Consider the following 24,352-nt stretch of genomic DNA (forward strand, 5'->3'; position numbering starts at 1 on the left):
GCCTGCTTCAACCGGTTTAACGGGTGTGGTAAACCGGCCAGCCGCTGACCGCTGATTTAGCTGCCAAGCTGCGACGACGGGTTCGCGCGTCTGGTCTCGACGACGCCTTCGCAGCCTTGGCCGGCGTGGACGCGCTTGCGGCCCGCTCGATTTCATCATTGACGGGAGTCGGGACAACGGGACCACGTGACGACGGGGGCCGAAGCCCCCGCCGATAGCCATTCTGTTTATCGGACGGCTACGTCCTCAGCAGGCCTTAAGCGGCCATTGCGAAACGCTCATCATTGGCGTTTGTGGTTTTGCGCGGATTACGTCCGTCGCCTCTCGGGTCGCCTGCTCGCCATCTGTCACCCTGTCGAAACCGGTGCACCCCCTCAGTGGTGGAGGTGGCGGGAATCGAACCCGCGTCCAGAACGCTTCCGGTTTGCCGGAATTACGACCATAAACAACATTATCGGCGCTTGGGCCGCAGAACTCAAGGCCCGGAGAAATAACCTGCCTGGCAATTGCCCATCTGGCAACGACGCCGAAGCCTTCGTGTTTCGGGCAGGCACCCCGAAATCGTGAGCATGAAACTGAGCGCTGCCTTCCTCAGGCACTTCTTCCAGTGGCTGACACGCTTACCGCCGATCGCCGCCTGGAACGCTTCGGGCACGTGCCATCAAATCAGCTCAGCGAACTAGACCTGCATGTTCATGACATCCTGGTAGGCGGAGACGAGCTTGTTGCGTACCTGGATCATTTCCTGAAACGAGAGGTTGGCCGTCTGCAGGGCGATCATCACGTCGGCCAGGTTTTCGGTGCTGTTGCCGGCGGCAAAATTTGCCGCCATGCCTTCTGCCTGTTGCTGGGTCTGACTGACCTGAGCGATCGAGTTCTGCAACACCTGCGCGAAGTCTGCTGCCCCTGCAGGCGGGCTCTGCGCCTCGGTTGCACGACCGCCCGCGGCGGCCGACGTCGCTCGCAAGGTGCTCAACACCTGTTCAATTCCCTTACTGTCCATTGGCTCCTCCAAACATCTTCCGCTTTAGCAATGCAAAAAACGCGCCAGCTCGCCCCTGGCCAAGACAAGAAGATCAGCCTTTCAAAAAACCTTCCAAGCGATACTGTCGCAACTTGTGACGCAAGGTTCTTTCGGACATTCCGAGGCGTTGGCCAGCCAGCGTCCGGGACCCCCCCGCAGACGCCAATGTTTCCAGTATATGCTCGCGCTCCACCTCCCGCATCTTGTCAACTTTCCGCGACGCTGGCGGTGGCGCCGCCGCGCTGGTCTCCGGCAAAGGGATTTCTGGCCGCGGCCCTGCCGCCGGATAGACAGGACCCGTCGCCGCCAGATGCAAGGCCTCCGCTTCGACGACATCGCCAGACGCCAGAATGACGGCGCGCTGCATCACGTTTTCCATTTCACGAACATTGCCAGGCCAGCCATGCTGGCGCAACACAGCCTCCGCCGCGGCAGACAGGCGCAAGCCTGGTCGACCGGCTCGACCGCCGTGCTCGGCCAGAAAATGGCGCGCCAAAGGCGCGATATCCTCACCTCGCTGCCGTAGCGCCGGGATCAGCAGGGGAAAAACGTTCAGCCGATAGAACAGATCCTCACGAAAGAGGCCCTTGGTCACGGCGTCGGCCATGTCCCGATTGGACGTGGCGATGATACGGATGTCGAGTAGCACCGGCTTCTTGCCACCCACCCTTTCCACCTCACGCTCCTGCAGCACGCGCAGCAGCTTGGCCTGCAGGCCAAGCGGTAGTTCGGTGATTTCGTCGAGCAGCAGGGTACCGTTCTGCGCCTGCTCGAACTTGCCGGCCTGGGCTTGATGGGCGCCACTGAAAGCGCCCTTCTCGTGACCGAAAAGGGTGGCCTCAAGCAGGTTGTCCGGAATGGCCGCACAGTTGATGGCGACGAACGGCCCCTTGCGCCGTGTCGAATACTGGTGGATGAAACGGGCCACCACTTCCTTGCCAACGCCGCTCTCTCCGGTCAGCAGGACGGTACTGTCACTCTGCGCGACTCGCCTGGCAAGCGCAAAAAGGTTGATGCTCACCGGATCGATGGCGACGATCCGATCGTCGTCTTGCGTCTCTGGCAAACGATAGCGCTTGACGTGATCAAGCAGCGCTTTCGGCTCGAACGGCTTGAGCAGGAAGTCGCAAGCGCCTGCACGCATGGCTTCCACGGCGCGGTCGACATCCGCGAACGCAGTCATCAGAACCACCGGCAGGTGCGGAAAGCGGTGGCGAATCTCCTTCAGCAGGGTGATGCCGTCGATCGGCAGCATGCGCACATCGCTGACCACCAGGGAAACGGCGCGTTTGGCGAGAATCTCCAGCGCCTCCTCACCGCCCGCGGCGGAGACGACCACCTGCCCTGCCAGTTCGAGAGTATCGCAAACCGCTTCACGCAGAGCTGCGTCGTCTTCGACAATCAATATCGGCAATCCCGATGCCATCCGATCCACGCTTCCTCAGCAGTGCTGTCCTGCTGCCGGCCGACCAGGCAACATGATCACGAACTCCGAACCTTCTCCCGGGTGCGAAACGACATTCACGGTCCCGCCGTGCGCGCGCACCACACCCAAGGCGATGGCCAAACCGAGCCCGGTTCCCTGCCCGCGCGTCGTGAAGAACGGTTCGAACACGCGCGCCTGAATCTCGAGGGCGATGCCGGGACCCGTATCGCGCACGGCGATTCTCAGCTGCTCGCCGACCAAGCTGGCCCCCAGCGTCACTTCCCCGCCGGCGCTGCAAGCCTGCAAAGCGTTCTCGAGCAGATTCACCAAGGCACCGACCAGCGCCTTGCGGCTACCGGTCACGGTTGTTTCGCTCGCCTCGCAGACAACCCGGAAGGCGACGTTCTTGTCGACGAACAACGGCTCGACGGTCTGCGCAGCGTCGGCGAGCAGTTGCCTGGCAAGCGTCGTATCCCGGCCAATACTTTCGCCGCGGGCAAAGAGCAGCACTTCCTGGATCAGGCGCTCCAGGCGCTTGAGCTGCGTGGTGGTCTTGCCGGCAAAACGGGCACGCGCCTCATTGGAGATGTCCGCCTGGCCGAGATTGGCGCTGTACAGTAAGGCGGTAGCCAGCGGCGTGCGCAATTGGTGTGCCAGCGAAGCAGCCATCTCGCCCATCGCCACCAGGCGCTGGTTGCGCTCCACTTCGGCCTTGAGGCCGTGCGCGGCTGTGACATCGTGAATCAGCAGAATACGCCCACCCGCCGAATCAAGCGCACTCTCGACAATGGCCAGACGCCGCGAATCGAGCTGCCACTCCGCGGGGGCCTCGGTCGCCACCAGTCTCACCTGTGCCAGTGCCGGCCAGGCTGCGCCGACGACCATCGGACCGAACATTTCGGCCGCCGCCGGATTGGCCTCGCTGACACGGGCAGCGCTGTCGAGCACCACCACGCCGGCCGGCAATGCGTTAAGCAGCAGCGAAAGACGTTCGGAAAGCGCTTCTTTCTCCTCGTATTGCTGACGCAACTCACCATTGGCCACTGCCAGCTCGGCCGTCAAGGATTCAACGCGACCCTGAAGTCCCTGGTACGACTGGGTCAGCGCCAGCGAAACCTGATTGAAGGCGTCGAAAGCCCGCTGCAGTTCCTGCGCCTTGAGTTCATGGCTCGGCATTTGTGCGACTTGGCTCATCCGATGGAAAGTCCTGTGCAGTTAACAGCTACAATAGCAGAGTAATTGTCATCGTTTTTCGCTTTTCGCCTGCATGCTCGCAGGCTCTTCACCTTGTCAGGCGCATGGCGGCAGCCGGAACCAACACCACCGAGACAACAGGCGCGGGCAGGCCGCTGGATCGCGCTCGCGAGGCGCTGGCGCGTCTGAGCGATAAGCAAAAAGTGCTGTTGATGGTGTCCATTGCTGCGATCTTCGCCCTGCTCGTCACCGCCGGCACCTTGCTGAGGCAAGCCGATTTCAGGGTGCTTTTCTCCAACATCAACGAACGCGACGGCGGCGCAATCATCGCCGCGCTGGAACAGATGAACGTTCCCTACCAGTTCAGTGACTCAGGCAGCGCCATCCTGGTTCCCGGCAGCAGGGTCCATGATGTGCGGCTTCGCCTCGCCTCGCAGGGACTCCCGAGAGGCGGCGCGGTCGGCTTCGAGTTGATGGAAAGCCAGAAATTCGGTATCAGCCAGTTTGCCGAGCAAGTCAATTATCAACGCGGCCTCGAGGGCGAGCTTTCGCGAACCATTCAATCGATTGCCGCCGTTCAGTCAGCGCGCGTGCACCTGGCCATCCCCAAGCCGACCGTTTTCCTGCGCGAGGATTTGCGGCCTTCGGCGTCGGTTCTGCTCAATCTCTACCCGGGACGCTCGCTAGATGCCGCCCAGATCGCCGGCATCCAGAATCTGATCGCCGCCAGTGTGCCGCAGTTGGCGGCGACCAGCGTCACCCTGCTCGACCAGAGCGGCGCATTGCTCTCCCAGATGAAGGGCAAACTCCTTGGCGCAGGCCTTGATCCCACACAGGTCCAGTACATCCAGGAAGTCGAGGCCAGCATTATCAGGCGGGTTGAAGACATCCTGGCGCCGATCGTCGGCCGCGACAATGCTCGCGTCCAGATCGCCGCCGACATCGACTTTTCGCAGAGCGAACACACCGCCGAAACCCATCGCCCCAACACCACGCCGCCGGACATCAGCATCCGCAGCCAGCAGACCAGCGAAACGGCGAGTACCAACCCGAGCGCGCAGGGCGTTCCCGGCGCACTCAGCAATCAGCCGCCGCTGCCAGCGACTGCTCCCCTGACCCGGCCCCCGGTCGCCGGCGCCGGACCCGCCGCCCCGCCAGCGCAACCGCTGCCGGGACAGATCAATGCGGCTGGCGTGCAGGCATCGATCAGCAGCGTCGGCCAGCCACTCAGCACCAGCAAGAATGCGACGATCAACTACGAAGTCGACAAGACCATCCGCCATGTCAAGGAGGCCGTCGGAACGATCAAACGCTTGTCCGGGGCCGTGGTGGTCAATCAGCGCGAAGTCATCGGCAAGGACGGCAAACCAGCCAAGCGGCCGCTGCCAGATGCAGAACTGAAACAGATCGGCGATCTCGTCAAGGAAGCCATGGGCTTCAACAAGGAGCGTGGCGATACCGTTTCGGTCGCCAACGCGCCCTTCACCGCCAGCGAAAAAGAAGATCAGCTACCGCTCTGGCGGGATCCCGACATGCTCTCACTGGTCAAGGACTTGATCAAGTATGGCGCCATCGCCGCCATCGTTGCCTATCTGCTGTTCGGGGTCGTGCGGCCGCTACTGAAGACGGTGCTTCAGCCAATAGCCGGGGCCAAGGGAGGCGTTGGCGGCACGATCGATCTCCTTGCCGGGGAAGAAGGCGAAGAAGAGCAACGCGTGCCAACGGGCAACAAAATATTGCTGGAGAAAAGGCTCGCCGAGGCCCGCGAGTTAGCCCAGAAAGATCCGCAAATCGTCGCCAACATCATCAAGGACTGGACCGGCGCCAATGGCTGATGACGACGGCGTCGAGAAGAGCGCCATTCTCTTGATCAGCCTCGGCGAAGACTACGCCGCCGAGGTGCTCAAGCATCTGGGCCCGAAGGAGGTACAGAAACTGGGCCGTGCCATGGCCACGCTGCAATCGGTGCCGCGCACACGCGTCGAGGAGGTGCTCTCGGAGTTCCAGCAGACCGCCGAAGAATCCGCCGCGGTGCACACCGATACCGACGCCTATGTTCGCGCGGTACTGACCAAGGCCTTGGGCGACGACAAGGCGGCCAATCTGATCTCGCGGATTCTGCAGCCGGGTGACACCAATGGCATTGAAGGGCTGCGGTGGATGGATGCGCCGACGGTCGCGGAATTGATCAAGAACGAGCACCCGCAGATCATCGCCACGATTCTCGTCCACCTCGCCCACGACCACACCAGCGACATCCTCAACCAGTTCACCGAGCGCCTGCGCAACGACGTGATCTTGCGTATTGCGACACTCGAAGGCATTCAGCCAGAAGCCTTGCGCGAGTTGAACGATGTCATGCTGCGCCTGCTCTCCGGTTCCGCCAACGTCAAGCGCTCAGCTTTGGGTGGTGTACGGACGGTGGCCGAAATCCTCAACTTCATGGGCTCCACCAACGAAACCTCGGTGGTTGACTCGATCCGCGAATACGACCCCGACCTGGCGCAGAAGATCCTCGACGAAATGTTCGTCTTCGAAAACCTTCTCGACCTCGATGACCGGGCGATCCAGCTGCTGCTTCGAGAAATTCAGTCAGAGTCGCTGATTCTGGCCATGAAGGGAGCTACTGAAGTGCTGCGCGAGAAGATCTTCAAGAACATGTCCCAGCGGGCCTCGGAAATGCTGCGAGAAGATCTCGATTCGCGTGGTCCGGTGCGGCTCTCGGAAGTCGAGGCCGAGCAGAAGGAAATCCTCAAGATCGTCCGCCGTCTGGCCGACGAGGGTCAGGTCGTCATTGGCGGTGCAGGTGGCGAGGACATGGTCTGAGCGAGCAACGATCATGAGCAGCTGGATCCCCAAGGAGAAGCTGACGGCCTATCAGCGCTGGGAAGTCGCAGCTTTTGATGAAGAGCAAGGGAACGCCGCCTCGCCGCCTCCTGCCGCCCCGCCGGCCGAGGAAGCAGCGGTCGAAATTTCGGGCCCACCGGACAACCCGCCGCAGGACCCCCCAGTGGTGCTGCCAACGGCTGAAGCCATCGAGCGCATGCATCGCGAAGCGCATGAGGAGGGTTACGCGGTAGGCTACCAGGAGGGCATCGCGGCAGCGCAGGCGGCAGCGGCCGGGATCGCTACGCTGATGGATAGCCTGCAGCAGGCGCTGGCCACTATCGACCAGGGCGTCGCCGATCAGTTGTTGGCGCTGGCGATCGAAGTCGCCAATCAGGTGTTGCGGCAGAGCCTGCGGGTGCAACCGGAACTGCTGCTGCCGATCGTCAGGGAAGCCGTGGCCACCCTTCATCCGCATCACGGACAGCCGCTGCTGTTCGTCCACCCGGAAGACGCCACCCTGGTACGCAGCCATCTGGGCGAGGCGCTCTCGCACAACAACTGGCGAATCGTCGAAGATAGCGCGCTGACGATCGGCGGATGTCGGGTCGAGCTGGGTGCCAGCGAAGTTGACGCCACGCTGGAAACACGTTGGCGTCGAGTCATCGAAGGCATCGGTGCCAGCCCGGACTGGCTGACCACCGCGGACGCGGAGACGAAGGCCAGCCGACGATGAGTGACGTCACCGATAACCAACACCTGACTGACTGGCGCAGCTTCCTCGAAAGCTGCGGTCAGGCGGCCAGCCAGGTCAGCTCCTTACTACCGAGCGGACACCTGACACGCATCAATGGCCTTGTCATGGAGGCTGCCGGGCTAAGGCTACCCTTGGGCAGCTCTTGCCGAATCATGCCGGTTGGCGGCTCGGCGATCGAAGCAGAAGTCGTCGGTTTCAACGGCGAGCGGCTGTTCCTGATGCCATCAGAGGATGTTTACGGTCTGCCGCCCGGCGCCCGGGTCGTCGCCCTCGAAACGCCCAATGGGCCACCGCGAATCGGTCGGCCGCCGCCCGCGCGCCGGCGCTCGATCGACCGCGCAAAGCTTGTGCCGGTGGGCGAGGCGCTCCTTGGCCGCATTCTGGATGGAGCAGGCCGCCCGCTCGACAAGCTTGGCCCGCTGGATGCGCGCTCGCTTCGCCCGCTGCAGAGCAGACCGGTCAACCCGATGTCCCGAGCAAGCATTGACCAGCCCCTCGATGTCGGCGTGCGCGCCATCAATGCCCTACTGTGTGTCGGCCGCGGACAACGGATGGGGCTTTTCGCCGGATCGGGCGTCGGCAAGAGCGTGCTGCTCGGCATGATGGCCCGTCATACCGAGGCCGACGTCATTGTCGTCGGCCTGATTGGCGAGCGCGGACGCGAAGTCAAGGAGTTCATCGAACAGATTCTTGGGGAGGAAGGGCTGCGCCGGTCGGTGGTGGTCGCCGCACCGGCCGACGTCAGCCCGTTGATGCGTCTGCAGGGGGCAGCCTACGCGACGTGCATCGCCGAGTATTTTCGGGATCGGGGCCGGCATGTGCTGCTGATCATGGACTCGCTTACCCGCTACGCCATGGCGCAACGCGAAATCGCTCTGGCCATCGGCGAGCCACCGGTCACCCGTGGCTACCCGCCATCGGTTTTCGCACGCCTGCCCCAACTGGTCGAGCGCGCCGGCAACGGGCCCGATGGCGGTGGTTCGATCACCGGCTTCTACACGGTGCTCGCGGAAGGTGACGACCAGCAGGATCCGATTGCTGACTCCGCACGAGCGATTCTTGACGGCCACATCGTGCTCTCGCGGACGCTCGCCGACGCTGGCCACTATCCGGCAATCGATATCGAACAGTCGATCTCCCGCGCCATGGTCAACCTGGTCAGCCCCGGGCACCTTGAGCAGATTCGGCGGTTCAAGAACCTTTTTTCGCGCTACCAGCGCTCGCGCGACCTGATCAGCGTCGGAGCCTACGCTGCGGGGTCCGATCCGCAACTCGACCAAGCCATCGCCATCTATCCGAAATTCGAAGTATTGTTGCAGCAAGGCTTGGCTCAACGAGCAGATTTCGACAGTAGCCTTGCTCAACTGGACGCCCTGTTTGCTCCCGGCGTCTGACCCACGCGTGCCCCCTGTCCTCACCGCGGTTGATGCCGTGAATTGATCAGTCCATCCCCCACCGTGCCCAGACCCTTCTCCCTGCAAACCGTACTCGACCTGATGCACAATCGTACCGACAAGGCCACCCAACACCTTGCCCGCCTGATTGCGACGGAACGCGACGCGAAGACAAAGCTCGGCATGCTGCAGCAGTATCGTGACGAGTACGCTGAACGCTTTCGGCAAGCGGCAAAGAATGGCCTGGCGCAACCCGAATGGCGCAACTATCAGGAATTCCTGAACCGTCTCGACGAGGCAATTGAACAGCAGCTTCAGGCCGTCATCGTGCAGGAGACTCACACCGCCGCCGGGCAGGCCAATTGGCAGCAACAGCGCACCAAGCTGCAGGCTTTCGATGCGCTTTTCGAACGGCATCGCGCCAGTGAAGCACGGCTTGCCCTTCGCCAGGAGCAAAAAGCACAGGACGAATACGCCGCTCGCCGGAAGGACGACGAGCAAGAATACTGACGCATGGTTGGGCACACTAATTGCTTATACAGCGGTAGTACTTGCTGAAAGGAATCAGCCGTGACCATTACCATCGCTGCAACGTTAGTCAAGCCGCCAGTTCTGGAAGCACCCGCAGGGCGCGCCGCTGGCATATCGTCGGCGGACGACCCGAGCACAGGCCTCGATTTTGCGAGCGTGTTACTCGGATTGCCTGACAAAATGGCACCTGCAGACGACAAGAAGGCTCCCGTCGAGGTCAGCCCTCCCCTCGCCGACCCTCAGTTCCTGGCAGTCCTTGACCTGAATCCGCCCGCTCAGGCACGCATGGCGCACGAGCGACTGGTCGACCCGACTGACCTGCCCTCAGTCAGCACCCTCTCTCCCGGCCGACCCGATACGCTGGAGCAGCAACTGTGGAACCAGGATACGGGCGCGCGCGGATCGTCTGCCCTGCCGGCCATGAGCGCCGACGGCAACGGCAATGCGGCAAAATTTGCCGCTGCCGCCCCCGTCGCGGCAGACGTTTTGACGCGCGCGGAACCGATAACAGCCGAAACACCGCTATCAGCAGCAAGCAACCTGGCAACTCTTGCCCCTGGACCCCACACGCCAGCGACTGGCGCTTTCGCCCAGAGCGCTCAAGAGATGCCGCTGGGCATTCAAACACCTCTCCGCGATGCGTCCTGGGCGGGAGAACTCGGCCAGAAGCTGTTGTGGTTCGTCGGCAACGACAAACAACTTGCGCAGTTGACGCTCAATCCGCCACAACTGGGGTCGATCGAGGTCACCCTCCAGATCGACAAGGACAGCGCCAAAGCACACTTCGTCTCGGCGAACGCGGATGTTCGTGCGGCGATCGAAACGGCACTGCCGCGACTACGCGAGATGTTCGCCGGTACGGGGATCATGCTGGCACAGGTCAGCGTCGGCAGCGAATCCTTCCAGCAACCGTCGGGCGGTGAGCAAGGACCGTCACGCCAACACCGCCCGACGGCCGATGGGGCTATACTTGGGATTGATGCCTCAGGCGGCCCTACGGGGCAGGTGATCGCCACGCACCGGGGTAATGCACTGATCGACATTTTTGCCTAGCACGCGACAAGGCGCTGCCTCACCCGGGCAAAGCACGCTCACAGCAAATCTGAAGACCATGGCTCACGACGAAACCAGGGAGAAAAGCGCTGAATGGCCAAGGATGAAAAACCGGCAGCTGCAGACGCGGTAGCCGTACCAGCCAAGAAGAGCAAGAAACTGCTGATCATCATCATCACCGTGCTGGTGCTGGTGCTCGGACTCGTTGGCGCAGGAGCCTTCTTCCTGTTGAAAACGGCTCCCCAATACGACGAGGGCAGCGACGGCGCCGTTGAAAGTGCCAAGCCGGCCAAAAAAAGGGCGGAACGCGATGGCCCCCCCATCTACGTCACCCTTGATGCATTTACTGTCAATCTCATCCCGGAAAATGGCGACCAGTTTCTCCAGCTGATTCTCTCGGCGGAAGTCAACGACCAGGCGACTGGCGAGCACATCAAGGCGTACATGCCCAAGCTGCGCAACGATCTCACGTTGCTTCTGTCAAGCAAGAAAGCGTCGGAGTTGATCAACACGGAGGGCAAGGAGCGCCTCGCCCTGGAGATCAAGAAGCAAATGAACACCGTTCTCGAGCCAGCGAGCAAGGAAAAGACGCATGGCGCGCCGATCAGGGAAGTCCTGTTTACTTCGTTCATCATTCAGTAAGGCAAGATGAGCGCCGATTTCCTCTCGCAGGATGAAGTCGACGCCCTGCTCAAGGGCGTTAGCGGGGAGTCCGAGGAAGCGGAAGCACCCGAGGACCTCACCGGTAGCGTTCGCCCGTACAACATCGGAACACAAGAGCGGATCGTGCGCGGGCGGATGCCGACGCTCGAACTGGTCAATGAACGCTTTGCCCGCTACCTACGCATTGGCCTGTTCAACTACATGCATCGCAGCACGGAGATCTCGGTCGGCTCGATACGGGTACAGAAATACAGCGAGTTCACGCGTAACCTGGTGGTACCGACCAACCTGAATCTGGTCACCGCGAAATCACTGCGCGGCACAGCCTTGTTCGTCTTCGACCCGAGTCTGGTCTTTTTGGTGGTCGACAACATGTTTGGCGGCGATGGTCGCTTTCACACGCGCGTCGAAGGCCGCGATTTCACCGCGACGGAACAAAGGATCATCCAGGGGCTGCTGACTGTCGTGTTCACTGAATACTCGCGGGCATGGAAACCGGTGTACGACCTGACGTTTGACTACGTCCGCTCGGAAATGAACTCGCAGTTCGCAAACATCGCAACGCCTTCCGAGATTGTCATCTCGACGACGTTCTCGCTTGAATTCGGGGGCTCGAGCGCCGACATGCACATCTGCTTCCCGTACTCGATGCTCGAACCCATTCGCGACCTGCTCTACAGCGCCTTGCAGAGTGACCAACTGTCTACCGACCGACGCTGGATCATCATGTTGCGCAGGCAACTGAAGAACGCCGAAGTCGAAATTACCGCCCAACTTGCGACAAGGAGTATCAGCCTTCGCCAGGTTCTGACGATGAAAGTCGGCGACGTCATTCCTCTGGATATCCCCGACAAGATCGTGGCGTCGGTAGATGATGTGCCGGTGATGGAATGCCGTTACGGACAGCAGGATGGGCAATACGCTCTCAAGATCGACCGCTTCATGGTCGCCGAGAGTGAGGACGTCCCTGTCGGAGAAATCAATGGATAAAGACGAAAGCAGCGAGCACCAGGATCCAGCCGCTGACGACGGCAGCGCCGACGACGACTGGGCGGCAGCGATGGCCGAACAGGCGACGGCCGAAGCCGGGGCCGCCGCCAATGCGCAGCCCGCCAGTATCTTCCCGAGTTTCGATGGACCCGGCAACAAGGCTTCACTGATGAACGAGCTCGACATGATTCTGGACATTCCGGTCCAGATCGCCGTCGAACTCGGCCGCACCAAGATCACCATCAAGAATCTCCTGCAGCTTGCGCACGGTTCGGTCGTCGAACTCGATGCGCTGGCCGGAGAACCGATGAGCGTCTTCGTCAACGGCACCCTGATCGCACAGGGCGAAGTGGTGGTCGTCAATGACAAGTTCGGGATTCGCCTGACCGATATCGTTACCCCCTCCGAACGGGCTCGCAAGATCGGACATTGAGCCTCCGTGCAGTCCCTTGCATGAGGATCCGATCAATCGCGACGTTTGACCTTCTACTCGCTTGCTTTAAGATAGCGGCCAGCACCCAGCGCCGGCCGACCCACTTGCTTCGACACCTCAAATCCCGCAGTTGCCACCGGACACAAAACGCGTGTCGGCTGGCGTTCGCGCTGTTCTCGAGCAGCGCCTTGGCGCAACCGGCTGCGGCAACGGAACCACCGGGTGTTTCGGCAGCCATGATGCTGCAAACGGCTTTCGGCCTGGCCCTGGTCATCGGCATCCTGTTTCTGGCCGCCTACTTGCTGCGCAGGCTCAACGGTGGTCGCGGCTTCGGCAGCAACGGACCCCTGCGAGTCGTCGGCGGCCTGATGATCGGCACCAGGGAACGCATCGTTCTCGTCGAAATTGAGGATACCTGGATCGTGGTCGGCGTTGTGCCAGGGCAGATCCGGACCCTGCACACGCTACCGAAGGGCGAATTGCAAGCGCCTGGCGAGCGCGAGAAGCCTTTCTCGCAGTGGCTGAAACAGATCGCCGAGCGGAAAAATGAAGGCCGCTAAGCTCGCCAGCGGCCTCGTTCTGCTTGGCTTGCTCGCACCACTTGCGGCCTGGGCCCAGGCGGGGGGCCTGCCGGCGCTGACCAGCACTCCCGGCACTGGCGGCAGCCAGACCTACACGCTGTCGATCCAGACCCTGCTCACGCTGACGGCACTGACCTTCATTCCGGCAGCGCTGCTGATGATGACCAGTTTCACGCGCATCATCATCGTTCTCTCGCTGCTACGACACGCGCTGGGTACGCAAACCTCACCGCCGAACCAGGTGCTGCTTGGCCTCTCGCTCTTCCTGACCTTCTTCATCATGTCCCCGGTGCTGGATACGATCTATACCGACGCCTATCTGCCCTTGTCCGAAAACAAGATCACCTACCTGCAGGCGATCGACCGAGGTGCTGTGCCCTTGCGCAAGTTCATGCTCAAGCAGACCCGTGAGTCCGACATTGCGCTCTTTGCCCGGATGACCAACGCGCCCAGATTCCAGTCCGTCGAGGATATCCCGATGCGCTTGCTGATCCCGGCTTTCGTGACCAGCGAGTTGAAGACTGCGTTCCAGATCGGCTTCATCATCTTCATCCCCTTCCTGATCGTCGACATGGTCGTGGCCAGCGTACTGATGTCGATGGGCATGATGATGATGTCACCGGTGATGATTGCCCTGCCGTTCAAGCTGATGCTATTCGTTCTGGTCGATGGTTGGCATCTGATCCTCGGCTCGCTGGTCACGAGTTTTGGCTCATGACGCCCGAACTGGTAATGGATATCGGGCGTCAGGCGGTCGAGATGACCCTGATGCTCTCGGCGCCCCTGCTGCTGGCGGCACTGCTGATCGGCCTGGTGGTCAGCATCTTTCAGGCAGCCACCCAGATCAACGAGCAGACCCTCTCGTTCATCCCCAAGCTGGTGGGCGTGTTCCTGATCCTGCTTCTGGCCGGTCCCTGGATGCTGCAGATCATGGTCGACTACGTGCGGCGGCTGTTCGAAAGCATCCCGCTGCTGGTCGGCTGAAAGACCGATGATCAGCCTGACAGCGACAGAGATCAATGCCTGGGTAGTGGCCTTCTTCTTTCCGCTGACGCGCGTCCTCGCCGTACTGGTCAGCGCCCCGCCGTTCAGCAATCCAGCCCTGCCGAGGCGCGTCCGGCTGATAATCGGCCTGGCCATCACCTTCGCCATTTCCCCCGTCCTGCCGCCGATGCCCGCGGTCGACCCCGCCTCGGCAACGGGCCTGCTGATCCTTGCGCAACAACTGCTCATCGGTTTCGCCATGGGTTTCGCCGTACGCCTCGTTTTTGGTGCAGTTGACCTGGCGGGGAGCATGATTGGGCTGCAGATGGGCCTCGGCTTCGCCACCTCGTTCGACCCGCAGAGTGCCGGTCAGACGGTGGTGATCTCGGAATTCATGGGGCTTCTGGCGCTGCTGGTGTTCATGGCCATCAACGGCCATCTGATGGTGATCGCCACCCTGACGCACAGCTTCGCCGCCATTCCTGTCGGCACACCGCACCTGGGAGCCAGCACCTGGTGGAAGCTGGCGGGCTCCGGCGCGATCATCTTTTCCTCGGGACTACTGCTCGCGCTGCCGATCCTGGTCGCGCTGTTGATCACCAACATGGCCCTGGCCATACTGAGCCGCGCCGCGCCGCAGCTCAATCTGATCGTAATCGGCTTTCCACTGACCATCACCCTCGGCTTTGCCGCACTAATGGTGGGTCTGCCATATCTCGGCGTCCCCCTGCAGCAGTTGTTCGAGTACGCACTGCAGTCGATGCTGGGAAATTTCGCCGCCGCCGGGGTCTAGCGCCTACCACCGCCCGGATCGGCGTGGACCAGCTGAATGACACCTTCCGCGTAGCGATGCGTAAAAGGCGTGCTCGATTCGATTCCCTCCGAATAGTCGAGAATCCGGTAGGCAGAGAAACCCCGCGCGCGCTGCAACTGCTGCGCTCGCCGCCTGAGGATCAAACCTGACTCGCCATCGCCGCCGGTGCGAAAGCTCTTGGCACGCATCGACAGCAGATAGGTGTCGCGGTCAACGATCCTTTCCTCGATGCTCCAATTGGGCGCCAGCGGATCGTAGACCACATAGGCGACTATCGCCACTGCAGCGGCCATCCCAAGATTGGCTGCGCCCGTGTATTCAGAGACGGCATAGCCCACCGCCCCGGCCAGAGCAACCGCTTTGGCCGGCTCCAGGCTGACCGTGGGATTCGGCGCCTGGGTAAAGGAGCGCTCGGGCGGGTCAATGACTGGCCGCGGCGCGCTGACGCTGTCGACAGTCCCGCAACCGGTCAACAGCATGGCCAAAGACAAACCTGCAACGACGCACAGCGGCATTCTCATCGATCAGAGGAGGCTGAAAAGACTCAGACCCGTCGCCGTGACGAAAGACTTCTGCGCAGCTTCCAGGCCTACCTGCACTCTGGTGAAGTCCGTGATCGCCTGTGCATAATCGAGATCCTGAAGGTCCGACAAGGTCTTCTGGTACTGCAGATCAAGAGCGACAGCATTGCTGGTCAGGCTGTCGAGCGACTGCAATTTCCCGCCGACGGTTGTTTGTACGCGGCTGATGTTGGCCAGCACCTGATCGAGATTGCTCAGGTGCCCGGCCAGCTTCCCTGAATAGTCTGTCGCTGCCGCGCCGGCACCCAATGGCGAACGCAGCAGATTGATCAGCTCGTCCATGGTTTGAAAGGCGCTCTTGTTGACACTGGGCTTGATCGTGAAGGTGTCACCAGCAACTGGCGCACCGTTGATCACCACTTGTACCCCGAAGTCAGTCACCGGCACCGTCGTGCTCAGCGGAATGGCCTGCCCGGCGATATAGGGCAACACCGCGCTGACTGGCGTTGGTGGCCAGGCTGCAGCGGGCGGGGGCGGCGTCGAAACATCGAACAACTGGTAGCTGCTGACGCCTCCGGGCGACGAGAACTCGATCTGCAGCCCGACGTTGCTCGCCCCCTGCCAGGGAAAGCCATTGACAGCACTGTGCCATTTCTGCTGATCCAGGACCGAACCTGCGTCAATCGCCCCCTGTCCCTGATTTTGGCCCACGCCACTGCCACCAGCGGCGGTCACGAAGGTGCCGTTACCCTCACGGATATTCATGAACAAATCGCTGCCGGCAACGTTGGTCGCCATCTGCTGAGACGAAGTCACCTGCAGCAAACGCTCGCCGTCGTCACCGAAATACGATACCGCCGAGCTTGCCGCGTTACGTGCGAACGGCGCCGTCGCGCCCTGGTAGCCGGAAAAAAGATAGTCACCTTCCGCGTTCCGGCTATTGGCCAAGGCCAGCATGTCTTCAAGGCGCACGTCGAGTTCGGCGGCGATCGCCTCGCGATCGCTGTTACTGAGTACCGTATTGCCCGCCTGGATAACCCGGGTACGAACACTCTGCAGCAGATCGGTGAGAGAGCTCAGCTGACTGTCGACGAGAGCCAGCCGGTCACCTGCATTGCCCTGATTCCGCGCGAATTGGGCCGTGACTTCCTTGGCCTGGGTCACATCCAGAGCACGGGCAGAAGCTATCGGATCGTCTGCCGGGGTCATCATCCGGCGCCCACTGGACAGCTGACTCTGCAACTTGACCAGCTGGCTCTGGTTGCGCCCCATGCCGAGCAAAGCCGAGTCGTATATCTGATTGGTACTGATCCTCATGTGACTCTCCTTAAGCGCCCAACGCCAGAATCGTCTCGAACAGACTGGCGCCAATCTGCAGGGATTTGGCCGACGCTTGATAGGCCTGTTGATAACGGATAAGGTTGGCCGCTTCCTCGTCGAGATTGACTGCGGAAAGCGAGTCACGGCTGGCTGTAGCCTGCTGCAGGAGGGTCCGTTGCGCGTCACCGGTAACCTGTATCTCGCGTGTCTTGCTGCCGGTTTCGCTAACCAGCTGCGCGTACGCTTGCTGGTACGACGACGCCGCCCCGGACATGGTGCCCTGCGTCTGAAGCTTCGCCAGGGCGAGCGCGTTTCGCCCGTCGGCGGTTGCCCCGGCATTGGGCGAAATCAAGAACGTATCGCCGTTGTTGGGCAAGCCGGTTATCGTAAAATTGAAGCCGGAGGGAGGCGTGCTGCCAACCGAGCCCACCGTGATGCTCGCTCCACTCGTGAAGGCTACAACATCGGTGGACGCAGCGATGATCGACACAACGCCGTCGACGGATACTTGTGACGGCACCGGAAAATTGCGCAGCCCACCGCCGACGCCGGCAACGTAGTCCATGGTAATCGGCAGGGTAGAGACCGCTGCATAGCCCGGTCCAACATTCCCGGCCGAAATCGCAGCAGCACCAGTATTGGCCGTCCCTACCGAGGTGCGAACCGGTCCGGCGGCCGTAATCAGACGCGGATCCGCGGCAACCGCAGGATTCACCGATATATTACGAGCCACCGCACGGGTTGGCTCGATGAGATAACTCGCACCAGCCACCAGGGGCAGCGAGGAAGCCGCCAGCGTGAATCCCTGCGGGTCGCTCGCTAGCAGGACGTTCACCGCATCAATGCCTTGACCTGCCCCGAGACCCGCCCCAAACCACGCCTTGTTGTCCGAAAGGCGAGTCAGCGTGACGCCGGTGGCATCGGCGCTGAGCCGGTAGTCGCTACTGGTCAGGTCGGTGTAGTAGTTGCCATTGAACGGTGGCGGATCGACGAAAGCAGCGGTGACAGTCGGACTGCCGCTCGGGTTCCTGGTATTGGCAATCACTGCCGGGGACGAAATGGAAAACAGCGCCGGCGCGAAACTCGTCGGTGACGAAGAGAGCAGCGATTGGCCAAGAAGATCCTGACCGAGTGCGCTCTGCGCATTGAAGGTCAGCGCCAGCGATGCCGCATTGCGACCCAACTCATTGCTCGCGCGATCCAGCGATTCGCTGCGAAACTGCAGCAAACCACCAAGACTGCCGCCACCGAGCAGGGATTCGGGTAGTTCGATGACCGACCCGCCGGTGGTCAGGCCAACCACCAGACGGGAGGGATCGGCAGACGACGGGATTGTCGTGAGAGCCATCAACTGCGAGCCGACGACCAGTTGCTGGCCACTGCCGATGGACACATTGTAGCTGCCGTCACTATTGGTTGTCGTTCTTGTCTTGACCAGCTTGTTCAGCTCGGCCACCAACTTGTCACGGGTGTCCATCAGGTCGTTGGCCGGCTGGCTGGTAGCCCCTTGCGCAACGACGATCTGCTCGTTGAGCATGCCAATCTGCGTGGCGTATGAGTTTATCCCGCGCACCGTCGCCGTGACTTCGGCGTTGATGCCTTCGTACATCTGGGCGAGCTGATCGCCCAACACCTGGTAGCGAGCGCCAAGCGCTTGTGCACTGGAGATCATCCCCTGGCGGCTGGACAATTGCGAGGGGTTGGCCGACAGGTCCTGAATGCTGGCGAAGAAATCCTGCAGCGCCGGCGACAGTCCGGCACTCGGATCGGCCAGCAGATCATCGATCTGGCTGATCTGAGCGTAATAGCTGTCCAGCCCGCTCGAACTGCTCTGCGAACGATTGACCTGGTCAGTCAGGAAACCGCTGTAAAGGCGTTCAATCGTCGCCACGTGGGTGCCCTGCCCGAGGTAGCCGGCGCCGCTCACCAGCGCGGAATTGCTTGCCTGGACCGTGCGCTGGCGCGCAAACCCGGTCGTATTGACGTTGGCAATATTGTGCCCAACAGTCTGCAGTCCGAGCTGTGCGGCCTGCAAACCACTGACACCGGTACTGAGGATTCCTGTGCCCATGGCGTGAAGTCTTCCTTGGTCGATAACACCGTAAACGGCAGATTAGCCCATTTCTTTAACTGCAGCGCCGGCAATGGCTGCAACCGCTAAGCGGCCAGTGCCTGGCGCAGCGTGGGTCCAGCGATGATGCGCGAAATCTTGTCGGCGTACATCGGGTCGGTGGCGTAGCCGGCCTGCTGCAGTGAACGCGCGAATTGTGTGCCGTCCTGCTGACCAAGAACCGCGGCAAAACGCGGGTTGCCGCGCAGAGTATTGGCATAGTCGTGAAAGGCCTCGGCATAGGAAGCATAAACGCGGAACTTAGCGCGCTCTTCTTGCGCCACGCCATTGACGAACTCGCTCGTCTGGACCTCCACCGTCGGGCCCGACCAGCTCCGCCCGGCCTTGACGCCAAACAGGTTGAAGCTTGGCGAACCATCGGCTGTCCGGATCTCATGCCTTCCCCAGCCACTCTCGAGCGCCGACTGGGCAACCAGAAAGCGAGGAGGTATGCCGGTGGTGGCGGCTGCCTCTAGCGCATGCGGCCAGACACGATCGACAAAATCGCGCGGACCGTCCGGACCGTCTGCCGCACTGGTCACGCCAGGCGTTAGCCCTGGCCCGGCTTTAGCGGATGCCGGCACAGCGCTCGTGGGTTGAGCGCCACCACCGTAGAGCTGCGCAGCCGCCGTCACCGCATACTGCGAGCGCAGCGACTCCTGCAAGGCACCGAGTGCCGAGCTGCCTCCGCCGGGGCTGCCAGCACTGGTCTTGCTGCCCAACTGCTGCTCGATCAGTCCGGCCAGCCCCATGGGCATTTGCGAAGCAAGCTGTAGCGCCATTTGCTGATCGCCAATGGCTGTAAAGAAGCGGCTCTGTTCACTGTCCAGCAGGCCACCCGTACCGCTGGCATCGCGCATGCTTTTCAGCATCAGGTGCAGCAGCATGCCCTCGAACTCTTGCGCGGCCTGTTTCAGTCCGCCTTGCGGGTCCTGACTGAGCCGGGTGCGCAAATCGGCTGCCGCTGCCGGGTCGAGAACCAGGCGATTGGTCGCAAGATCGACGGATTTCATGAGCGGATTATCCTCGTCGGGGCATCGTAGGCGGCGGGTCAGATGATCTCAAGGTCCGCGCGCAGCGCGCCCGCGGCCTTCATCGACTGCAGAATGGACAGCAGATCCTGTGGGCCGGCGCCGAGCGCGTTGATCGCCTTGACCACTTCAGAGAGGCTGACTCCCGCTTTCAACTGGATCAGAGAACCGCCACCCTGTTTGATCTCGATCTCGCTCTGGCTGGTGGTGACCGTCTGGCCGGCGGCCAGTGCATTGGGCTGACTGACGCTCTGCTCGGTATTGATCACCACCGAAAGGCTGCCATGGGCCACCGCACACGATTCAATGGTGACCATCTGGTTCATGACCACCGAACCGGTGCGCGGGTTGATGATCACCTTGGCCGCCGATTTGGCCGGGCGGACTTCGAGACTCCCCAGCCGTCCCAGGAAGGCCACGCGACTATTGGCATCCTCGGGTGCGATAACCTGAATCCGCCGTCCGTCGAGAGCCTGTGCGGTACCCGGACCAATCTCGCGGTTGATTACCTCGACCACTCGCTGCGTGGTGCCGAAGTCGGTGCTGGCCATCTCGTAATGGATGAACGGACCCTGGCCAAGCGCCGTCGGCACCTCGCGCTCGACCGTGGCCCCCCCCGCGATACGACCGGCAAGAAGATGATTGACCGCCACTTTGCTGCCACCGGCGGCCGCTCCGGCACCACCCACCAGCAGATTGCCCTGTGCTTGCCCGTAGATCTGGCCGTCGGCACCTTTCAGCGGCGTCATCACCAGCGTGCCACCGCGCAGACTCTTGGCGTTGCCCATCGACGACACGGTGACGTCAATCTGCTGCCCGATTCCGGCAAACGCAGGCAGATTGGCGGTCACCATCACGGCGGCGACGTTCTTCAGCTGCAGGGATTGGGTCGTCGCCAGGGTGGTCCCGAGCTGCGCCAGCATGTTGATGATTCCCTGGGTGGTAAAAGGCGTCTGCGTCGTCTGATCCCCGGTACCGTCAAGGCCGACGACGATCCCGTACCCCACCAGTTGGTTGTTGCGGACTCCCTGCACCGACGCCAGGTCCTTGATCCGGTCGGCAAAAGCCGATGTGCTGGCCAGCGCCAGCGCAAGACCGGCAAGAATTGCCGTGCGGCGCAGAGTGTTGCCGGTTTGACTGTTCATTATCCAGGCCATTCTCGGTTTTCCTCAGAATGGCAGGAATGTAAGAAAGAATCGTGCCAGCCAACCCATGACCTGCGCTTCGCTGATCGTACCGCTCTCCTTGTACTCAATACGCGCATCGGCGATCTGTGACGAAGGAATGGTATTGGCCGCGTTGACGAAGTACGGATTGACGATACCGGAAAGGCGGATGTATTCCTGGCCGTGGCCAATGGCCACCTGCTTCTCTCCTGAGACGAGCAGGTTGCCGTTTGGCAAGACCTCGATGACGGTGACCGTAATGGTGCCGGTGAAGACGTTGTTGGCGGCTGCGTCGCCTTTGCCCGCAGCGACATTGCTGCTGTTGGCGCTCATTTCCGCGGGCCGGAACCAGTTTGCCGGCGAACCGACGAACGGCCCGGCAGAGGCGCTGATGCTTCCTGTTTTGCTGACGTTGGTATTCGACTTGGTCGACGCTGATGTATTCTCGGTAATCGTCACCGTGATCGTGTCGCCGACATAACGAGCACGCCGGTCTTCAAACAGCGTTCGCGATGACCCAGCCTGATAGATACTGCCAGTGGCCGCGAGATTGGCAGCCAGCGCGTCGCTTCGCTGCTGGGGACGCGCCGTCATCGGCTGATGAATATTGGTTGGCGGAACGGTGGTACACGCAGCCATCAAGAGCACTGCTGGAAGGATCAGCAGGGTGTTTCTGACGCGCAGCAGGCGATTACTCATGATCGACCCCCTCACAACTGGGTCAGGCGAGCCAGCATCTGGTCCGAGGTGGATATCACCTTGGAGTTGAGTTCGTAGGCGCGCTGGGTCTGGATCATATTCACCAGTTCCTGAGCAACGTTGACGTTTGACGCCTCGACATAATTCTGTACCACTAGGCCGGAACCGTTCGTTCCCGGCGTGTTGGGGGTGGGCGTCCCGCTCGACGCGGTCTCCAGGTATAGGTTGTCGCCAACCGCCAGCAGGCCGCCATTGTTGATAAAGGTCGCCACCTGTATGGTGCCGATCTGCACCGCTGCCACGGTGCCCGGCTGGGTGATACTGACCACGCCGTCGGTCCCGATGGTCACGCTCAGGGCGTTCTCGGGAATCGTGATCGCCGGCTGCAACGGGTAGCCGCTGGTAGTGACCATCTGGCCCTGGTTGTCCTTCTGGAACGATCCATCGCGGGTGTAAGCAGAGGTGCCGTCGGGCAGCAAGACCTGGAAAAAACCAGCGCCATCGATCGCCATATCGAGGCTGTTGCCGGTCTGTTGCAGGGAGCCCTGAGTGAATATCCGGCCCGTCGAAACCGGCGTCACCCCGAGGCCGATCTGGAGACCATCGGGAATCTGCGTGCTCTGCGACGACTGGGCGCCGGGCTGACGCAGGGTCTGGTAAAGCAGATCGGCGAAAATGCCGCGTGCCTGCTTGAAGCCGTTGGTGCTGACGTTGGCCAGGTTGTTGGCAATGATGTCTATCTGCACCTGTTGGGCGTTGAGGCCGGTGCTGGCAGTCCACAGTGAGCGCATCATCTTGAGTTGGTCCTATCAGGCGTTCATCGAGAGAATCTGGCTGGCCGCGCGCGCATTGTCATCGGCCGTCTGCAACATCTTGATCTGCATCTCGAACTGGCGAGAAAGGCTGATCATCCTGACCATCGCCTCCGCGGTGTTGACGTTGCTCCCCTCCAGCGCCTCGGGTAGCAGGTTCACCTTCTCGTCGACCAGGGCGGGAATGCCGTTGGCGGTCCGGAAGAGGCCATCGTCGCCACGCACCAAGGTGTTTTCCGGCGGATTGACCAGCTTGATCCGCCCCACCGCGTTGGCGCTGTTGATCGCCCCTGCGCCGAAACGCGGGATGCTCGAAACCGTCCCGTCCGGGGCAATCGCGATGTTGTTGTCCGGTGGCAGCGCGATCGGCCCGCCTTCGCCAAGCACATTGAAACCTGTACTGGTCTGCAGCACACCGTTGGCGTCCGTCTTCAGATTACCGGCGCGGGTGTAGGCCTCGCGGCCGTCGCCGCCCTGCACGGCAATCCAGCCGGCACCCTCGACCGCCACGTCAAGCGGCCGCCCGGTGACCGTCACCGGCCCCGCTTCGAAAACGTCGGCGACCGAGGCATCGGCAGCGAAAACGCGTGTCGGCTCCCCCTCGCCCAACACCGGCACCGCGCGGAATCGGTGCTCCATGGCGCGGTAGCCGATAGTCGTGGCATTCGCCAGATTCTGAGCCACGCCGGCCTGCTGCAGGAAGACCTGCTTGGCGCCACTCATCGCGGTGTAGATCAGACGATCCATGGTGCCGCTGCTCTCATCTTGCTCAAGTCAGTCACTAGCGCAGGTTCAGCAGGCTCTGGAGGATCTGATCCTGAGTCTTGATGGTTTCCGCGTTGGCCTGGTAGTTACGCTGTGCCGTGATCATGTCCACCAGCTCCTTGGTCAGGTCGACGTTTGATTCCTCCAGCGCGGCAGACTGGATGACCCCACGGCTGCCGGATCCCGGTGCGCCGATCAGCTCCGGTCCTGATGCTGTGGTCAGAGTCCACTGGTTGTTGCCGATATTCAACAGGCCGCGCGGGTTGGCGAAGTTAGCCACTACCACCTGCCCCATGTTCAGTGTCTGGCCGTTGCTGTACCGCCCGTTGATGATGCCGTCGCTGCCGACGCCAACACCCACCAGGCTACCTGCGGTGTAGCCGCCCTGGCTCAAGCGGTTAACGCTTGCTTGACTGCCGAACTGGGTGGTGCCGGTGAAATCCATGATTCCGGGCGCCAATGTGCCAGCACCGTTGGTCAAGGTCCATGAAGGAAGTGTCTGCATGCTTCCCGCAGTCAGGATACCGGAGGAATCGAAGGTCAACTGACCGGGGGTGGTTGGCAGCGGATTTGCGCCATCCAGGGTCGCGTGCACATCCCACGAACCACTTGTCGCAGGCGCTTTGGTAACGAAATACGTACTCAAGGTGTGCGCCACCCCGAGCGTGTCGAAAACGCTCAAGGCCGTGGCGAAAGTGTAGGTGGCTGGGTCAAGGGGATCGAAGGTTGCCGCTGGGGCGGCATCTCGTGCGTCGAGGTTGAGAACTGCGGTGAGGTTCCCAGCCAATGGGTCGCTGGTAGCACGGGGCTGGATCGCCGTGACAGACAGTTGTAGTTCGACCGGATTGGAAGGCGAAATCAGACCATTTGCAGTAACCGGATAGCCGGTCAGACGGGCGTTCTGGTCGTTGATCACGTAACCGTTCTCGTCAGCGTGAAACTGGCCACTACGGGTATAGCTTACGGCGCCTCCCTGGCTGACACGAAAGAAACCGTCGCCATTCAGTGCCAGATCGAGGGGATTGTTGGTCACCGTCACATTACCCTGCGTAAAGTTCTGCTGGATCGCCGAAACACCGACGCCAATGCCGGTCTGTGAAGTACCGGCGAGCCCCTGCGATGCCGCATAGACGGAGGAGAAGTTCGTACTGGCGCCCTTGAACCCTACCGTACCGGAGTTGGAAATATTGTTACCGATCACATCCAGCGCCGTGGCCGCCGCAGCCAGACCACTCAATCCCTGTTGAAAACTCATCTT

Annotated in this window: 25 protein-coding genes and 1 other RNA gene; 13 read left to right on the forward strand and 13 right to left on the reverse strand. The window is 61.6% G+C overall.

The window, feature by feature from the left end; all coding sequences use genetic code 11:
* Positions 1 to 187: 187 nt before the first annotated feature.
* The 4 genes from ssrA to RUW20_RS13300 all read right to left on the reverse strand — a co-directional run bounded on the left by ssrA (position 188) and on the right by RUW20_RS13300 (position 3,644).
* Positions 188 to 493, reverse strand: a transfer-messenger RNA (tmRNA) gene (gene ssrA / locus RUW20_RS13285).
* A 186-nt stretch (positions 494 to 679) separates the two neighbouring features.
* Positions 680 to 1,003, reverse strand: coding sequence for a flagellar hook-basal body complex protein FliE (gene fliE, locus RUW20_RS13290; RefSeq protein WP_313952715.1), 324 nt, complete (start codon positions 1,001 to 1,003; stop codon positions 680 to 682).
* 73 nt (positions 1,004 to 1,076) lie between these two features.
* Positions 1,077 to 2,450, reverse strand: a complete 1,374-nt coding sequence (locus tag RUW20_RS13295) for a sigma-54 dependent transcriptional regulator (protein ID WP_313952716.1) — start codon at positions 2,448 to 2,450, stop codon at positions 1,077 to 1,079.
* A 15-nt stretch (positions 2,451 to 2,465) separates the two neighbouring features.
* Positions 2,466 to 3,644 (reverse strand): sensor histidine kinase, encoded by a 1,179-nt coding sequence (locus RUW20_RS13300; RefSeq protein WP_313952717.1) that lies wholly within the window; start codon positions 3,642 to 3,644, stop codon positions 2,466 to 2,468.
* Between the two features lie 104 nt (positions 3,645 to 3,748).
* Here RUW20_RS13300 and fliF point away from each other — a divergent pair, with 104 nt between their 5' ends.
* From fliF to fliR, 13 genes are all read left to right on the forward strand, one after another.
* The gene (gene fliF / locus RUW20_RS13305; RefSeq protein WP_313952718.1) at positions 3,749 to 5,479 is read left to right on the forward strand and encodes a flagellar basal-body MS-ring/collar protein FliF; all 1,731 of its coding nucleotides are present in this window, start codon (positions 3,749 to 3,751) and stop codon (positions 5,477 to 5,479) included.
* The gene (gene fliG, locus RUW20_RS13310) at positions 5,472 to 6,470 is read left to right on the forward strand and encodes a flagellar motor switch protein FliG (RefSeq protein ID WP_313952719.1); all 999 of its coding nucleotides are present in this window, start codon (positions 5,472 to 5,474) and stop codon (positions 6,468 to 6,470) included. The genes fliF and fliG overlap by 8 nt, the downstream gene beginning before the upstream one ends.
* A 13-nt stretch (positions 6,471 to 6,483) precedes the next feature.
* Positions 6,484 to 7,206 (forward strand): flagellar assembly protein FliH, encoded by a 723-nt coding sequence (locus RUW20_RS13315; RefSeq protein WP_313952720.1) that lies wholly within the window; start codon positions 6,484 to 6,486, stop codon positions 7,204 to 7,206.
* Positions 7,203 to 8,621, forward strand: a complete 1,419-nt coding sequence (gene fliI / locus RUW20_RS13320) for a flagellar protein export ATPase FliI (protein WP_313952721.1) — start codon at positions 7,203 to 7,205, stop codon at positions 8,619 to 8,621. Before RUW20_RS13315 ends, fliI begins: the two co-directional genes overlap by 4 nt.
* A gap of 42 nt (positions 8,622 to 8,663) precedes the next feature.
* Entirely contained in the window at positions 8,664 to 9,131 is a 468-nt protein-coding gene (fliJ, locus tag RUW20_RS13325; protein WP_313952722.1) for a flagellar export protein FliJ, read from the forward strand.
* A 201-nt stretch (positions 9,132 to 9,332) separates the two neighbouring features.
* Positions 9,333 to 10,205, forward strand: coding sequence for a flagellar hook-length control protein FliK (locus RUW20_RS13330; protein WP_313952723.1), 873 nt, complete (start codon positions 9,333 to 9,335; stop codon positions 10,203 to 10,205).
* A gap of 93 nt (positions 10,206 to 10,298) precedes the next feature.
* Complete coding sequence (locus tag RUW20_RS13335) at positions 10,299 to 10,847, forward strand: flagellar basal body-associated FliL family protein (protein WP_313952724.1); 549 nt, start codon at positions 10,299 to 10,301, stop codon at positions 10,845 to 10,847.
* A 6-nt stretch (positions 10,848 to 10,853) separates the two neighbouring features.
* The gene (gene fliM, locus RUW20_RS13340; RefSeq protein ID WP_313952725.1) at positions 10,854 to 11,858 is read left to right on the forward strand and encodes a flagellar motor switch protein FliM; all 1,005 of its coding nucleotides are present in this window, start codon (positions 10,854 to 10,856) and stop codon (positions 11,856 to 11,858) included.
* A complete protein-coding gene (gene fliN / locus RUW20_RS13345) occupies positions 11,851 to 12,291 on the forward strand; it encodes a flagellar motor switch protein FliN (RefSeq protein WP_313952726.1) in 441 nt (146 codons plus the stop codon). Before fliM ends, fliN begins: the two co-directional genes overlap by 8 nt.
* A 236-nt stretch (positions 12,292 to 12,527) precedes the next feature.
* Positions 12,528 to 12,851, forward strand: a complete 324-nt coding sequence (gene fliO / locus RUW20_RS13350) for a flagellar biosynthetic protein FliO (RefSeq protein WP_313952727.1) — start codon at positions 12,528 to 12,530, stop codon at positions 12,849 to 12,851.
* Positions 12,838 to 13,590 carry a flagellar type III secretion system pore protein FliP gene (fliP, locus tag RUW20_RS13355; protein ID WP_313952728.1) on the forward strand — a complete coding sequence of 251 codons (753 nt, stop codon included), beginning with the start codon at positions 12,838 to 12,840 and terminating at the stop codon, positions 13,588 to 13,590. The genes fliO and fliP overlap by 14 nt, the downstream gene beginning before the upstream one ends.
* On the forward strand, positions 13,587 to 13,856 hold the full coding sequence (gene fliQ, locus RUW20_RS13360) for a flagellar biosynthesis protein FliQ (RefSeq protein WP_313952729.1): 270 nt from the start codon (positions 13,587 to 13,589) through the stop codon (positions 13,854 to 13,856). Before fliP ends, fliQ begins: the two co-directional genes overlap by 4 nt.
* 7 nt (positions 13,857 to 13,863) lie before the next feature.
* On the forward strand, positions 13,864 to 14,649 hold the full coding sequence (gene fliR, locus RUW20_RS13365; protein ID WP_313952730.1) for a flagellar biosynthetic protein FliR: 786 nt from the start codon (positions 13,864 to 13,866) through the stop codon (positions 14,647 to 14,649).
* Here the strand turns inward: fliR and RUW20_RS13370 are convergent.
* The 9 genes from RUW20_RS13370 to flgE all read right to left on the reverse strand — a co-directional run bounded on the left by RUW20_RS13370 (position 14,646) and on the right by flgE (position 24,349).
* Complete coding sequence (locus RUW20_RS13370; RefSeq protein WP_313952731.1) at positions 14,646 to 15,155, reverse strand: hypothetical protein; 510 nt, start codon at positions 15,153 to 15,155, stop codon at positions 14,646 to 14,648. The two genes, fliR and RUW20_RS13370, sit on opposite strands and share 4 nt — an antisense overlap.
* A 39-nt stretch (positions 15,156 to 15,194) precedes the next feature.
* Positions 15,195 to 16,508 (reverse strand): flagellar hook-associated protein FlgL, encoded by a 1,314-nt coding sequence (flgL, locus tag RUW20_RS13375; protein WP_313952732.1) that lies wholly within the window; start codon positions 16,506 to 16,508, stop codon positions 15,195 to 15,197.
* A gap of 10 nt (positions 16,509 to 16,518) precedes the next feature.
* Positions 16,519 to 18,582 carry a flagellar hook-associated protein FlgK gene (gene flgK, locus RUW20_RS13380; RefSeq protein ID WP_313952733.1) on the reverse strand — a complete coding sequence of 688 codons (2,064 nt, stop codon included), beginning with the start codon at positions 18,580 to 18,582 and terminating at the stop codon, positions 16,519 to 16,521.
* Positions 18,583 to 18,668: 86 nt separating this feature from the next.
* Positions 18,669 to 19,634: a flagellar assembly peptidoglycan hydrolase FlgJ gene (gene flgJ, locus RUW20_RS13385; protein WP_313952734.1), complete on the reverse strand. Its 966-nt coding sequence runs from the start codon at positions 19,632 to 19,634 to the stop codon at positions 18,669 to 18,671.
* 38 nt (positions 19,635 to 19,672) lie between these two features.
* On the reverse strand, positions 19,673 to 20,797 hold the full coding sequence (locus tag RUW20_RS13390) for a flagellar basal body P-ring protein FlgI (protein WP_313952735.1): 1,125 nt from the start codon (positions 20,795 to 20,797) through the stop codon (positions 19,673 to 19,675).
* Positions 20,798 to 20,821: 24 nt separating this feature from the next.
* A complete protein-coding gene (locus tag RUW20_RS13395; protein ID WP_313952736.1) occupies positions 20,822 to 21,517 on the reverse strand; it encodes a flagellar basal body L-ring protein FlgH in 696 nt (231 codons plus the stop codon).
* 11 nt (positions 21,518 to 21,528) lie between these two features.
* The gene (gene flgG, locus RUW20_RS13400; protein ID WP_313952737.1) at positions 21,529 to 22,311 is read right to left on the reverse strand and encodes a flagellar basal-body rod protein FlgG; all 783 of its coding nucleotides are present in this window, start codon (positions 22,309 to 22,311) and stop codon (positions 21,529 to 21,531) included.
* Between the two features lie 15 nt (positions 22,312 to 22,326).
* Complete coding sequence (locus RUW20_RS13405; protein WP_313952738.1) at positions 22,327 to 23,076, reverse strand: flagellar basal body rod protein FlgF; 750 nt, start codon at positions 23,074 to 23,076, stop codon at positions 22,327 to 22,329.
* Between the two features lie 34 nt (positions 23,077 to 23,110).
* Positions 23,111 to 24,349 (reverse strand): flagellar hook protein FlgE, encoded by a 1,239-nt coding sequence (gene flgE / locus RUW20_RS13410; RefSeq protein WP_313952739.1) that lies wholly within the window; start codon positions 24,347 to 24,349, stop codon positions 23,111 to 23,113.
* Positions 24,350 to 24,352 lie beyond the last annotated feature (3 nt).

The organism is Accumulibacter sp. (assembly GCF_032229525.1).
Lineage (GTDB): Bacteria > Pseudomonadota > Gammaproteobacteria > Burkholderiales > Rhodocyclaceae > Accumulibacter.

Bases quoted from the DNA above. Each gene is read 5' to 3' on its own strand.
- RUW20_RS13335 (WP_313952724.1), top strand. From the start codon at position 10,299: ATGGCCAAGGATGAAAAACCGGCAGCTGCAGACGCGGTAGCCGTACCA.
- fliE (WP_313952715.1), bottom strand. From the start codon at position 1,003: ATGGACAGTAAGGGAATTGAACAGGTGTTGAGCACCTTGCGAGCGACG.
- RUW20_RS13395 (WP_313952736.1), bottom strand. From the start codon at position 21,517: ATGAGTAATCGCCTGCTGCGCGTCAGAAACACCCTGCTGATCCTTCCA.
- RUW20_RS13390 (WP_313952735.1), bottom strand. From the start codon at position 20,797: ATGAACAGTCAAACCGGCAACACTCTGCGCCGCACGGCAATTCTTGCC.
- flgJ (WP_313952734.1), bottom strand. From the start codon at position 19,634: ATGAAATCCGTCGATCTTGCGACCAATCGCCTGGTTCTCGACCCGGCA.
- fliQ (WP_313952729.1), top strand. From the start codon at position 13,587: ATGACGCCCGAACTGGTAATGGATATCGGGCGTCAGGCGGTCGAGATG.
- fliF (WP_313952718.1), top strand. From the start codon at position 3,749: ATGGCGGCAGCCGGAACCAACACCACCGAGACAACAGGCGCGGGCAGG.
- RUW20_RS13300 (WP_313952717.1), bottom strand. From the start codon at position 3,644: ATGAGCCAAGTCGCACAAATGCCGAGCCATGAACTCAAGGCGCAGGAA.
- fliN (WP_313952726.1), top strand. From the start codon at position 11,851: ATGGATAAAGACGAAAGCAGCGAGCACCAGGATCCAGCCGCTGACGAC.
- fliM (WP_313952725.1), top strand. From the start codon at position 10,854: ATGAGCGCCGATTTCCTCTCGCAGGATGAAGTCGACGCCCTGCTCAAG.
- fliO (WP_313952727.1), top strand. From the start codon at position 12,528: ATGATGCTGCAAACGGCTTTCGGCCTGGCCCTGGTCATCGGCATCCTG.
- fliG (WP_313952719.1), top strand. From the start codon at position 5,472: ATGGCTGATGACGACGGCGTCGAGAAGAGCGCCATTCTCTTGATCAGC.
- RUW20_RS13315 (WP_313952720.1), top strand. From the start codon at position 6,484: ATGAGCAGCTGGATCCCCAAGGAGAAGCTGACGGCCTATCAGCGCTGG.
- fliI (WP_313952721.1), top strand. From the start codon at position 7,203: ATGAGTGACGTCACCGATAACCAACACCTGACTGACTGGCGCAGCTTC.
- RUW20_RS13295 (WP_313952716.1), bottom strand. From the start codon at position 2,450: ATGGCATCGGGATTGCCGATATTGATTGTCGAAGACGACGCAGCTCTG.
- flgG (WP_313952737.1), bottom strand. From the start codon at position 22,311: ATGATGCGCTCACTGTGGACTGCCAGCACCGGCCTCAACGCCCAACAG.
- fliP (WP_313952728.1), top strand. From the start codon at position 12,838: ATGAAGGCCGCTAAGCTCGCCAGCGGCCTCGTTCTGCTTGGCTTGCTC.
- flgK (WP_313952733.1), bottom strand. From the start codon at position 18,582: ATGGGCACAGGAATCCTCAGTACCGGTGTCAGTGGTTTGCAGGCCGCA.
- flgL (WP_313952732.1), bottom strand. From the start codon at position 16,508: ATGAGGATCAGTACCAATCAGATATACGACTCGGCTTTGCTCGGCATG.
- RUW20_RS13405 (WP_313952738.1), bottom strand. From the start codon at position 23,076: ATGGATCGTCTGATCTACACCGCGATGAGTGGCGCCAAGCAGGTCTTC.
- fliR (WP_313952730.1), top strand. From the start codon at position 13,864: ATGATCAGCCTGACAGCGACAGAGATCAATGCCTGGGTAGTGGCCTTC.
- flgE (WP_313952739.1), bottom strand. From the start codon at position 24,349: ATGAGTTTTCAACAGGGATTGAGTGGTCTGGCTGCGGCGGCCACGGCG.
- RUW20_RS13330 (WP_313952723.1), top strand. From the start codon at position 9,333: ATGGCACCTGCAGACGACAAGAAGGCTCCCGTCGAGGTCAGCCCTCCC.